The following is a 13,039-nucleotide window of genomic DNA, read 5'->3' as shown; positions in this document are numbered from 1 at the left end:
ACTCTAATTAAAATGTTACGTTAAGACCTACTGAAAAAGTTCTAGCTTTTGGATAAGACAAATAATCTATACCTGCTGAAGGGATACCATTTAAAGATTTATTAGTATCAACTTCCGGATCAAAACCTGAATATTTAGTAATTACAAATAAATTAGAACCGTTTACATAAAAACGAGCTGATTTTACTTTAAAACGCTCTAAAACATCTCCTTTAACAGTATAACCGAAGGTTAAATTACCCATTCTAATAAAGTCTCCTTTTTCAAGGTATTTAGTAGATGGTGTATTAGCATCAGATTTTGATTGAACTGAATTTGCAACTTCTGGAGTCACGTTTTTACCTCCCAATTGATTTTGGTAGAAAAGAGCGACATTAGTATTGTTAAATAAATAATTTCCGAAATTTCCATATAATGATGTTGAGAAATCAAAACCTTTATAGGCCAAACTTGTTGAGAAGCCTGCAGTCATTTTAGGTAACGGCTGTTTATCTAACAATTTTACAGCGCCTCCATCTGCATATTGAGAAACCCCATTTGCATCATATCCTGTAAATGTTGGAAGATAATAGGTATACAACGGATATCCATCTTGAATTCTTTGAACATAAGCATCACTCAGACCTTGCCCGTGAATAGCCCCAACGTTGTACACGTTTGCCTCACCCAAATTTTTAATAGTATTTGACAAAAATGCCACGTTACCAGAAATGTCCCAAGTTAAATCATCTGTATCAATTACTTTGTAAGATAATGAAACCTCAACTCCTTTGTTTATTAAGTTGGCCGGTAAATTAGCATATTTTATACCTTGAGGAGATGGTTGTCCTGAAGTTGAAGGGATACCAACAATTAAGTCAGTAGTGTTTTTGTTAAAATAATCAACAGATCCTGTTAACTTATTATTAAGTAAAGCAAAGTCTGTCCCTACTCCATAAGAAGTTGTAGTCTCCCAAGTTAATTGAGAATTCGAATTGTTTACAACATTAAATTGATTCGGACCATTGTATTCAATTATACCTACAGAAGAGTTTCTTGGGAATTCAGTATTACCTGTTTTACCAATATTCCCTCTTAATTTCAACTCGTTAACTAACCCGTCTTTTCCATCAACTAGTTTGTAAGCCAAACCTAAAGAAGGGAAATTTCCGTATTTATTACCAGCTGCTGTTTTAGAAGAACCATCACGTCTTACCGTTAAATCTAGATTCAATTTATTATAGAATGCTAATGATGCTCTGGCAAAAACAGATTGCATTTCAACTAATCCTTTGTAAGAACCAGTTCTTGTTTCTGTTGGGATTCCACCTTCCATATTTTCTAATAAATTACTTTGTGTAGCAGCAAAACCTTTTGCAGATACGTAAGTACCATTGGACGCATAGTTATAATAGGAATATCCAACAATTGCATTCAAGTTAATATCTTTTGTAATATCTTTTGTGAATGTTAAATTGTGTTCAATAGTTTTGTTTACTCTTTGATCATTAGAAACTGTCGCTTGTCCTCTGTACGTTTTCAAATCCGCAGGATTAGTAGCCGTTGCAAAATCTTGAATATTTAAATCTGGGGAAGCTTGTTGCTTTACAGAAGAATTAGACGTTTCAATACCAACAACCATGTTGTATTTCAAACTATTAGTTAATTTAACAGTAGTGGTTAGACTACCTAATAATTTAGACAAATCACCATTATTAGAGAACGAATTCATCAAATGAACAGGATTAAGATAATCACCACTTACTCTTGTGTAACCGCCCGGCTGTGCTGGGTCATAAACTGAACGCGTTGGGTTCCAATACAATGCAGCACTTAATAAGTTACCAATATATCCTGTGTCATTCGTAATCAAACCTCTACGATCTTTGATATTAGAATAAGCTATACGAGTTTCTAATTTCACTTTACCATCAAAGAAATCATTTGAGTTGTAAAAACTTGCAGTAATTTTATCTAACCCAGTATTTCTTACAATACCATCCGTATTAGCCATACCCAAAGAAACTCTAGTATTAGAATTGTCTGTTCCACTTGAGAAAGACAAATCATGATTTACAGTACTACCTGTTTGTAATACTTGTTTTTTCCAATCGAATGCTCCACCAAAATGATTTGCTGTCTGACCTGGAGTTGCCGCAATAAATTCATCAGTAGATAAAACATCGAATTTTGAAGCATAAGAAGAAGTCGTGTAAGAAGTAGAATAAGTTAATTCTGGCACTTTAGACTTTCCTTTCTTAGTTGTAATAATAATTACCCCATTAGCCCCTCTAGCTCCATAAATCGCCGTCGAAGAAGCATCTTTCAAAATTGACATACTTTCAATATCATTTTGATTAATGAAGCTCAATGGATCTTTGGCGCTCATAGAACCTAAATTCATATTAGCACCACCTGCAGATACGTCACCTCCGGCTAAAGGCACCCCATCAACAACAATAAGCGGTCCGTTACCCCCACGTAAAGTACCATTACCACGAATTCTTATTGAATTTGCAGCACCTGGCTCTCCACTTGAAGAAGTAATTTGAACACCTGCAACTTTACCTCTCAAAAGTTCAGCTGGGTTAGTAGCAGCAACATTATCAAATTTCTTTGAACTTAATTGATCAACTGCACCAGTTGCATCTTTCTTTTTAACAGAACCGTAGCCAATAACTACTACTTCTTTTAATTCAGCTGAGTCTTCTTTTAAAGTTACTTTCACTGAGCTTTTTCCTGCTACACTTACTTCCTGAGCTTTAAGACCAATGTAACTGAAAACCAAGACTGCGTTTGACCCAACGTTCCTGATAGTAAATTTTCCATCGAGATCTGTTTGTGCTCCGTTTGTTGTTCCTTTAACTAATATAGAAGCCCCTGGAAGCGGACCGCTAGAATCAGATACTGTACCAGACACATCTTGAGAATATGTCAAACTTGTACAAAGCATCGTTAGAAACACCATCAAGCCTTTTAATAGACTATTTTTCATACGTAATAAATAAGTTGGTTAATAAATTGTTTAATTGGTTTGTTTTAATATTGAGCCAAACTTAGTTATAAATTTATGACAATTTTATGAATATTATTAACTATAACGTTTTCGTTATGTCGAAAACGTTTTCGATTTTAAAAACAAATACCTCAACATATTAATACTAAAGTTATAAATAACATAAAAAATATCAATAAAAAATATTTATTCTTCATTTCCGCACTACATATCACAATGCAATATTTGAATATTTATTAAAAAAAATAAGATATGACAAAAACCATTGCAGAATATTCAATTTAAAGACCATATCAGTAAACATACAATAATAATTCTAAATTATCAAAATTACTTTACAATCTAATTGTTTATCAAATAACTGAGAATAAGCCTTGAAAAACATTTCAATACAAAAAAGTTATAATTCCAAACTTTTGGAGTATTAAGCCAATAATCCACCTATATCAATCCTCTCCATCAGACAAAAAAGTACAATCGTGGCAGTATATATTGTTTTACACGAGTATATCACTGTAATTTCTTCACTACCTAATTCGAAAAGAAGTTCTTTTTTTAAAAAAAACTCCCTTATTACCAATACAAGATCGATTTTCTCTATACCACCAAACAATAAATAGACGTTTGCAGTATTGCATCCGTTCTAATACTAAAGAAGAATTTTTATTATTTACTGATTCAGAAAATATATTTATAGTAGGGAGTCAGTAATAATTAAATTAATAATGGAAAAATTCTTTCTGCGCTAAATAAAAAAATATATAATGCCAAAAAGGGGCTTAACTTTAATTAAAAAGTCAAACCTTTATTTTAAACTTATACTTTTATAATAGTAATGCGAATCAAGGGTTAAAAAATTAAGTTTATAAAGGCAGCTGCAATCTTGCCAAAAAGTTGTTTTAATAATCCTTTAGTGGATCTAACTTTACATGCGCTTTGAATATTTGTTTTTTCAATCAACCAATTAAAAAGAGATTCTATAGGCTGTCTAACTCTAGACACTGCTATTGAATACAAGTCGTTTGAACCTTTATCTCTATTTCTAATTTGTTGACATTCTACTTTTAAAATCAAGCTAATTACTAACTCCTTGAAAGTTTCTGACAAACGGTTCAAGCGGCTAGAAAACGCAGAGTAAGGTCGAGTTTTGGAAACCACGAATGCAAATATTCGCTAGCGAATCGATGAATTTGCTTTACGGTAATTCGCTGTTCCTCTTCTAATGCAAATAAGCAAATTGTCATAATTTCTTGATCTGTTAAATCTTGATTGTCGTTATTGCTGAATCGCTGACATGTATATTTTAAATATTTTTCAAACTGTTCGCAAATTGTTGAATAAATTTGCACTTATTTTTATGGCTTTAGTCTGAATAATCACATGTTTAAAAGTGCTACGAATACATTTTAAATATACTAGTTTCAGACTTTGAAACAAATAATTTAAAAGATATTTCTTCTTATTTTTATTATTAGTAATCGCTTTTCAGCCCTTGATTCGCATGATTCAGAAAATACGTTAAAAAGTAAGGAATCAATCACTAATAAGTAATGGGGAAGTTTCTTCCTTCGTCGAATGAAAAAATATTAAACAACAAAAAAGGGTTCGACTTTAATTAAAAAGTCAAACCCAATATTTCAAAACTTATACTTTTAGAATAGTGTTTATTTAACCTAAATACTTATTGGACTTCACTTATCTCAAGTAATACACTCGTTCTTTTCAAAGTAACATTAGGATTAATTCCTACCTTCATCAAGAAATCACCCGTGTAAACTTTGTCAGAAGCAATTGATGAAGTAACACCTGGATACAAATTAATTTCTTTTACGGTATATTTTTTCTTTGGATTTAATCCATTTAACACAACTGGTCGCTTCGTTGCAGTTATATTAAATCTATTATTCGCTAAGTAATTAAAAACGATTGCTTTGGTTTTATCTAGATTCACGTACATCAATGCTGCAATATCATTTTCATGAGGATTGACCAAACGAAACATATCGCCATGCCACACTATCTCTTTAAATGAATTGTAATTTGTTATGGCTTGTTTGCAGAATAATTTGTCATCCGCATTTAATTTGCTTGCAACAATATCAAAACCTAGTTTACCCATACTCGCCACATCAACTCTAAATTTCAATGGTTGTTTCCCCCAGTCAGTAACATGGTTGTCAGTAGCAATAGACGGGAAGAAATAAGAGTAATCCCATTGGACAAAAATTCTCTCCAAAGGTTCGGTATCATCAGTTGGCCAAAATTCTGTAAAATATTTAAGTAATTCATAATCACCACGACCACCACCTCCAGAACACAGCATCATTGGAACTTCTGGATATTTCGCACGAATTCGTTGAAGTACTTTATACAATCCTTTAGTATAATCTACATACAAATTAGATTGCGATATTCCTTTTTTGTTAAGATAAACGGAATATGCATTATAAATAACCGCATTACAATCCCATTTTATAAACGCCAATTCCGGATTTTTTACAAATAGATTATCCACAATTCCAAACACAAAATCTTGCACTTCCGGATTCGACAAATCCAATACCAGTTGATTTCTATAATAAATTTCAGGTCTTTCCGGTTGTTTTATAACCCAATCAAGGTGTTTTTCGTACAACTCACTTTTTGGGTTTACCATTTCAGGCTCTATCCAAATACCAAATTTTACACCTTCTTTTTTAGCTTCTTTTACCAAATAACCCAAGCCACTTGGTAGTTTCTTTTTATTTTCTTGCCAATCACCTAGTCCTGCATCATCATTATTTCTTGGGTATTTATTACCAAACCAACCATCGTCCAACAAGAACATATCAACACCCAAATCTTTTGCGTCTTTGAATAATCCTTTTATCTTGTTTTCATCAAAATCAAAAAAAGTAGCTTCCCAATTGTTCAACAAAGTAAGTCGTTCACCTTGACCATCAAGAAGCCTGTATTTTCTAGCCCAATCGTGCAAATTTCTGCTGGCTTCGCCTGTACCATGATTTGATAAAGCATATATTAAAGAAGGTGTTTTGAAGATTTCGTTTGGAGCCAGTGAATATTCCGAAGCAAACGGATTGATTCCTGCAATTAGCCGAAGATTTTTATTAGAGTCGATTTCAAAATCAAGTTTAAAATTGCTACTCCAAGCCAACTGACCTATCATAACAGTTCCTTCATTTTCTAAAGCGGGCTTACCAAAAGAAATCATAAAATTAGGTGTTTGCAAAAGCATCGCTCTTGTTCCCAATTTAGAATCTACCGTTCTTATACCTTGTGAAAGCTTTGTTTCAATAGGCTGCATTTCTTTTAGATATTCACCTTGAAAACTCGTTAGGTAAAAATCTTTACCGGCAAAATATAAATTAGCAGACGCATATTTTTGCAATAAAATCGGTTTTTTCTCCTTGTGTATTATTTCTGTCCATTGCTCTATTATATTTTCTTTTATCCAAACTTTGTAGAACAACGTAACCTCAAACGGATAAATTGGATCTTTCAAAAGAATACTTGTAAGAGACGTATTAGCGTCTATTTTTTCAACTTTATGACTTACATATTTTAGTTCCAAAGAAGGATTCCCGTCTGCGTGTTTGACTTGAATGGCAGGTTCGGATAGATTCCAAGTACCTGCAGGCGTGTAGGACGAATTGTAAATACCCGCATTGGCTTCATCATAATTATAATTCGCAGAAACAGCCGCATATTCACTTTCATTGTCAAGGGGTTTCCCAAAATAAATGGTCCTTAATCTATTGCTAGTATCGGTTTGCAGCAATAACACATTATTGTCAGTAGCAATAGGAATTGTTACTGTTTGTGCCGATAAATTGATTATTACAAAAATAAAACTAAAAAGGGATACATTTTTTTTATTGAGACGAGACATTCGTTTTTCTTTCATAATTTATTTTATTCCTGCCTCTGTTTTTAGCAGTAAAATTATCTTTTATTACTCTATTGTAATTGTTTTATTATCGACACCAATACCGATAATTTTTAAAGACTTCCATTTTTTTGGCAAAAGCCCTTTATTGTATTTCAGTCCGTGATCCGTTTGTTCAACTCCACCAAAACCATAAATGACTGCTTGAAGCATTGCACCAGCACCTGTTGCAAAATACGGATTGTTACTATTAGCCGATTCTGAAAACACACCAAATGGCGCACGACTATTAGGCAAATAGGATTTTACAAAATAATTATATGCTTTTTCTTTATCACCCAATCGGGCATATAAAACAGACAAAACTCCTGAGGCCATTGCCGGGCCATCTTTTTTATCAATTTTTTCCACATAATATTCCAAATCCTTTTCGATTTGTGCTTTATCAGTAATAACATGTAAAGGATACGCCAATAAATTCACATCGGCTTGTTTTATAGTTTGTCCTTTATATCCTTTATAATTCTGTGTAATTCCATTTTCAGTATGAATTACTAATTTATCTGAAACGGCTGCCCATTTTGGATTAATTGGTTCATTTAGAATTATAGCCGCCTTAATCGTATTTTTTAAAGATTCAATAGCAGAAGCATTTGTAAACGCATTATCATCTACATGTTGTGCATATTCATCGGCACCCACAACATTCAATATAGAATAAGTTCCATCTTGATTTTTAACAACGCGGCTTACCCAAAAATCAGCAGTCTCTTTCAAAACAGCCCATTCTTTTTGCAGCCATGCTTTGTCTTGAGTTAGTGCGTAATAATTCCAAAACGCAATAGAAACATCAGCAGTAATATGTTGTTCAAAAATTCCGGTTAATGCCCATGTTGGCGTAGCTTCCTCACCTGTATCATCTGATTCCCAAGGATACATTGCTCCCTTATATCCATATATAGTAGCTTTTTGTTTTGCTTTTTGCAAACGGTCAGAACGATAATCCAAGCAGGATTTTGCCATATCCGGTTGTAAAGCCAAAAGCGTTGGAAACATCCAAAGTTCGCTATCCCAAAAAATATGACCATTATACCCTTGCGAAGACAATCCCATTGGCGCGATACTCTGTCTTGTTTCAGGACGAATAAAAGAATATAAATTATACAACGCAAAACGAACCCTTTGTTGTGCGTCTAAATCACCTTCAATTTGAATATCCCCAGTATTCCATAATTCAGCCCAAGCTTGCTTATGTCTATTTAATAAATTATCGATTCCTTGTTGTAAGGCATATATTGGTTGCCTTTCAGATTCATTCAAAGGATCAGTTATATCTTTGGATGTACAAATTCCGCCCGCAATAGCAAATCTGTATTTTCTACCTTTTACGAGTTTTTTTGAAAAACCAACTTCATTCCCCGTTTGTTTTAATACTTCGCTTTGCCCGTCAAAAAGAAAAGTTGTGGATGCGGAGATCGTATACTTACCTGTTAATGTTTTGGCAATTGTTCCAAAAACTGGCATCAAGTATTGATTGTCTTTCAAAACTCGAAACTGACTCTTTGCCTCTTTCAATTCGTCCGGAACCGTCATATAATTGTTAGCATTTATTTCGATATCCTTATTAGGAGTAATTTCGACTATTGCCATCGCCGAATAAGGGACTGCCCTATTGGCTAAAATCGTGTAATTAATACTTGCAAAATCTTTAAACGAAAATGACGTCGTACTTGTTCCTTCTTTCATGGAAACGACCTGACTCCAATTATCGATATTGTCGGATTTTATTTCCTGATTATTTATAGACAAATGGAGATTAAGGAATTCAATCCCTCGCACAATTCTACTGATACCATTTTCAGGAGAACCATCATATACGCCGTTTAATATTATCTCCTTTGTTTTTAGAGGTGTATCATCTGTAACTATTCCTATTTGACCATTCGCCATAGCAACCCCATAATAATTTTCTCTGGAGTTTGCATACAAATGCCATTCGTCTGATTTTGTTTGACCAAAAACAATTGGACTCACGAAAAGTAGGAATATCAAGCTTTTAAAATTTGAAATCATAATTGCAATTTTTTAATAATATTTTCAAACTTATATAATTAATTTGTTAAAATATTAAATAATCTCGTATTGTAGGTTGATTACAAATCGAAAACGTTTTCGACTTACCGAAAACGTTTTTGATTAGACCAGATTGAACAATCTAAAAAAAAAATTCTATTTTTATAGGGGTAATATAAAAATAAATCCTTTTTTAAATGAAGTTCTCAAATATTATTTTATTTTTCTTCGGAACTGTTTTATCCATTTTTTCTTGTAAAAAAGAAGATAGCAATATTACCTTTATTATAAATCCACCCGAAAAAATAGAAATTGATCCTTCAAAAAATTACAAGGAAATTTTTCGCCCACAATTTCATTTTTCTCCAGAAAAAAATTGGATGAATGATCCTAATGGAATGGTGTTTTACAAAGGCATTTATCATTTGTTCTACCAATATTATCCAAATGACATCGTGTGGGGACCGATGCACTGGGGTCACGCAACAAGTACTGATTTAATCCATTGGACGCCAAAAAAAATTGCATTATTTCCTGATAAACTAGGGCTTATATTTTCTGGAAGTGCCGTTGTAGATTTAAAAAACACATCTGGATTGGGGACTAAAGAGAATCCAGCTATGGTTGCTATTTTTACTTATCATAATATGGATGGCGAAAAAGCAGGAAAAACAAATTTTCAAACGCAAGGACTCGCTTATAGTCTAGACGAAGGCAATACTTGGTTAAAATATAAAGGAAACCCAATTATAGGAAATACCGATTTGAAAGACTTTAGAGACCCGAAGGTTTTTTGGAACTCTGACACCAAGCTTTGGAATTTAGTTTTAGTTGCGGGAGACCATGCTAAATTTTATACTTCCAAAAATCTAATTAATTGGGAACTTAAAAGTGAATTTGGAAAAAAAAATGGGGCACATGGCGGCGTTTGGGAATGTCCTGATATTTTTAAAATTAAAGTCAAAAATTCAAATGAAGAAAAATGGATTTTACTCATAAGCATCAATCCTGGCGGGCCTAATGGCGGCTCATCAACACAGTATTTCATAGGTGATTTTGATGGGAATAGTTTTAAAACTACTCAAAAAAAGATTAAATGGGTTGATTATGGAACAGATAATTATGCGGGAGTTACTTATAATGATGCCCCAGATAACAAACGAATCTTTATTGGTTGGATGAGTAATTGGCAATATGCCCGAAATACCCCAACAAAAAACTGGAGAAGCGCGATGACAATTCCTAGAGAGCTTACTTTAGAAAAAATCAACAATGATTATGTTCTGAAAAACACTCCTGTAACGCAACTTAAAAAACAACTAAAAGTTGAATTTTCCAGAGAGACTTTGAGTTTAACGCCTAATCATCCTACAACTATAAATTACGACAACTTAAACCAATCCCAAATAAGATTTACAGCACCGGCAAAGAACCTAAAATTGATCTTTTCTAATATAGTAAATGATTCTTTGGTACTTGATTATAACGCTAAAGAAAAAACGTTCTCGATTGATAGACGTCATTCGGGAATTGTAGATTTTGAAGAGAATTTTTCTAAAGAAATCCACAGAAATTTAACTCCCAATTTAATTCCAAAAACGCTGGACTACCAAATAATCATTGATTGGTCTTCGATAGAAATTTTCATAAATGGCGGCATTTACAGCTTTACAGAGCAAATTTTCCCTAAAAAACCATATACAAAATTAAGCCTACAATCTGGAGAAAACCTTGAACTAAAAAATTTAAACCTAAGCAAAATAAGGCGAATCTGGAAAAATTAAGTCCCGCTTAAAAAAATACAAAACCAAAATTAATAACCAAAAAATAAAATAAAAATGAATAATGTTCGAAACTGGTCCCTTACTGTCGCTGTTGCAGGTTTCCTATTTGGCTTTGATACGGTAGTTATATCGGGAGCTAATTTACCTATCAAAGAACTGTGGCACACAACTCCGTTATTTCATGGTATTTTTATAATGTCGATGGCATTGTGGGGAACAGTATTAGGCTCTTTATTAGGAGGTATTCCCTGCGATAAATGGGGTAGAAAGAAAACATTATTTTGGATTGGAATCTTGTTTTTAGTTTCCGCATTAGGTTCGGCATTAGCGCCAAATCCCTATGTATTTTCTTTTTTCCGTTTTATTGGTGGTATAGGGGTTGGTGCATCATCTGTAGCAGCTCCAATTTATATTTCAGAAATTTCTACTCCTGAGAATAGGGGAAAACTGGGAACGCTTTTTCAATTTAATATTGTTTTTGGTATCCTAATTGCCTTCTTCTCTAATTATTTATTCCAAGGCTTTGCTGGCGATAATGATTGGCGATGGATGATAGGTATTGTAGCTTTACCCGCTTTGATTTATAGCATTATTGTATTACAAATTCCGGATAGCCCCCGCTGGTTAATTTTAAAAAAGAGAGATGATGCTGCTGGCAGAAAAGTCCTTGAAATGATCTACAATAAAGAAGAAGCACTAGAAAATTTTCACGAAATTAAAAAAGATTTAGTTGACTCGACTGTCAAAGAAACCATTTTTTCAAACAAATACAAATTGCCTGTAATCTTAGCTTTTTTATTGGCTTTTTTCAACCAATTGTCAGGAATAAATTTTATTTTATATTACGCCCCCGAAATATTAGAAATGGCTGGTTTAGGATCTAAAGAATCGCTGATGAATTCTATATTAATTGGAGCTACAAACCTAATTTTCACCATTGCTGGCATGCGACTAATCGATGTTTTAGGAAGAAAGCAACTAATGCTTATTGGGTCAATTGGATATATTGTCAGTTTAACTATGGTCGCTTTAGCATTTTACAACAATCTAGGATCTATTATTTTAATGGCCTCTATAATGCTATTTATTGCATCGCACGCTATAGGACAAGGCGCTGTAATTTGGGTCTTTATTTCAGAAATATTTCCAAATAATGTTAGAGCCAACGGGCAATCCTTTGGCACAGGAATTCATTGGATTTTTGCTGCTCTGATCACTTTAGCAGGACCTGTAGTGATTAATCTATTCAAAGAAAATCCTTGGCCAATATTTGCCTTCTTTGCCTTTATGATGGTTTTGCAATTGATTTTTGTTTTATTTATGATGCCAGAAACCAAAGGATTAACACTTGAAGAAGTAGAACATAAAATGCTAAAAAATGAATAATCTAAAAAATGAAATAAGCGTTATCTGTTTTGGCGAAGTATTGTTTGATGTTTTTCCGACGCATAAAAAAATCGGTGGCGCACCATTGAATGTAGCATTACGACTTTCTTCACTTGGCATAAACGCTGAAATAATAAGCAGAATTGGAAATGATGAAATTGGAACGGAATTACTAACTTACGTTCAAAAAAATGGAATTAATCCTGTTTTTATCCAAATTGATCCTCATTTAGAAACAGGGCAAGTACTCGTAAAATTAGACGATAAAGGATCTGCTTCTTATACCATTAAATATCCGGTCGCCTGGGATAAAATACGATGCAATCCCGAAATAGAAAATGCTGTAAAAAGAGCGGATGCATTTGTCTTTGGCAGTCTTGTTTGTAGAGATGTAACTTCTTGCAACACCTTGTTAGAGTTAATAAATTATGCAACCTACAAAATATTTGACGTCAATTTACGCTCTCCTTTTTACACAAAAAAAATACTAATTAGATTAATGTTACAGTCTGATTTCATAAAATTTAATGACGATGAGTTGTTTGAAATTTGCGCTTTCCTTCATTCACCGTATCATTCACTAGAACAAAACATTATTTTTATTGCAGAGCAAACAAATACAAAACACATCTGCGTAACCAAAGGTAGCCATGGAGCAGTTTTATATTACAACGAAAAAATGTATTATAATAGTGGTTATAAAATTGAGGTCATGGATACAGTAGGTTCTGGCGATTCGTTTTTAGCCGCATTACTTTATAAATTATTAAGCAATGAAGAACCCCAAAATGCAATTGATTTTGCTTGTGCCATGGGTGCTTTGGTAGCAAAAAACGAAGGCGCAAACCCAAAAATAACAGACAAAGTGATTCATACATTTATGAACCCGATAAAAAAATAATAAAAAATAATCCT

General features: G+C 33.1%; 6 protein-coding genes. 3 read left to right on the top strand and 3 right to left on the bottom strand.

The window, feature by feature from the left end:
• Positions 1-7 precede the first annotated feature (7 nt).
• The 3 genes from ACFX5D_RS00555 to ACFX5D_RS00545 all read right to left on the bottom strand — a co-directional run bounded on the left by ACFX5D_RS00555 (position 8) and on the right by ACFX5D_RS00545 (position 8,954).
• Positions 8-2,974 (bottom strand): SusC/RagA family TonB-linked outer membrane protein, encoded by a 2,967-nt coding sequence (locus ACFX5D_RS00555; protein ID WP_379856337.1) that lies wholly within the window; start codon positions 2,972-2,974, stop codon positions 8-10.
• Positions 2,975-4,676: 1,702 nt separating this feature from the next.
• Positions 4,677-6,899: an alpha-galactosidase gene (locus ACFX5D_RS00550; protein ID WP_379856336.1), complete on the bottom strand. Its 2,223-nt coding sequence runs from the start codon at positions 6,897-6,899 to the stop codon at positions 4,677-4,679.
• 48 nt (positions 6,900-6,947) lie between these two features.
• Positions 6,948-8,954 (bottom strand): glycosyl hydrolase family 95 catalytic domain-containing protein, encoded by a 2,007-nt coding sequence (locus ACFX5D_RS00545; RefSeq protein ID WP_379856335.1) that lies wholly within the window; start codon positions 8,952-8,954, stop codon positions 6,948-6,950.
• 197 nt (positions 8,955-9,151) lie between these two features.
• Here ACFX5D_RS00545 and ACFX5D_RS00540 point away from each other — a divergent pair, with 197 nt between their 5' ends.
• The 3 genes from ACFX5D_RS00540 to ACFX5D_RS00530 are packed head-to-tail and all read left to right on the top strand — an operon-like array spanning position 9,152 to position 13,025.
• Positions 9,152-10,738 carry a glycoside hydrolase family 32 protein gene (locus ACFX5D_RS00540; protein WP_379856334.1) on the top strand — a complete coding sequence of 529 codons (1,587 nt, stop codon included), beginning with the start codon at positions 9,152-9,154 and terminating at the stop codon, positions 10,736-10,738.
• Between the two features lie 54 nt (positions 10,739-10,792).
• Positions 10,793-12,124, top strand: coding sequence for a sugar porter family MFS transporter (locus ACFX5D_RS00535; RefSeq protein WP_379856333.1), 1,332 nt, complete (start codon positions 10,793-10,795; stop codon positions 12,122-12,124).
• Positions 12,117-13,025 carry a carbohydrate kinase family protein gene (locus ACFX5D_RS00530; protein ID WP_379856332.1) on the top strand — a complete coding sequence of 303 codons (909 nt, stop codon included), beginning with the start codon at positions 12,117-12,119 and terminating at the stop codon, positions 13,023-13,025. Before ACFX5D_RS00535 ends, ACFX5D_RS00530 begins: the two co-directional genes overlap by 8 nt.
• Positions 13,026-13,039 lie beyond the last annotated feature (14 nt).

Origin of the sequence: Flavobacterium fructosi (assembly GCF_042787335.1) — a bacterium.
Lineage (GTDB): Bacteria > Bacteroidota > Bacteroidia > Flavobacteriales > Flavobacteriaceae > Flavobacterium > Flavobacterium fructosi.
The sequence above is the reverse complement of the archived record's forward strand: the minus strand, read 5'-3'. Positions and strand labels throughout refer to the sequence as shown.

Coding starts and splice junctions, on each gene's coding strand:
- ACFX5D_RS00555 (WP_379856337.1), bottom strand. CDS start 2,974: ATGAAAAATAGTCTATTAAAAGGCTTGATGGTGTTTCTAACGATGCTT.
- ACFX5D_RS00550 (WP_379856336.1), bottom strand. CDS start 6,899: ATGAAAGAAAAACGAATGTCTCGTCTCAATAAAAAAAATGTATCCCTT.
- ACFX5D_RS00545 (WP_379856335.1), bottom strand. CDS start 8,954: ATGATTTCAAATTTTAAAAGCTTGATATTCCTACTTTTCGTGAGTCCA.
- ACFX5D_RS00540 (WP_379856334.1), top strand. CDS start 9,152: ATGAAGTTCTCAAATATTATTTTATTTTTCTTCGGAACTGTTTTATCC.
- ACFX5D_RS00535 (WP_379856333.1), top strand. CDS start 10,793: ATGAATAATGTTCGAAACTGGTCCCTTACTGTCGCTGTTGCAGGTTTC.
- ACFX5D_RS00530 (WP_379856332.1), top strand. CDS start 12,117: ATGAATAATCTAAAAAATGAAATAAGCGTTATCTGTTTTGGCGAAGTA.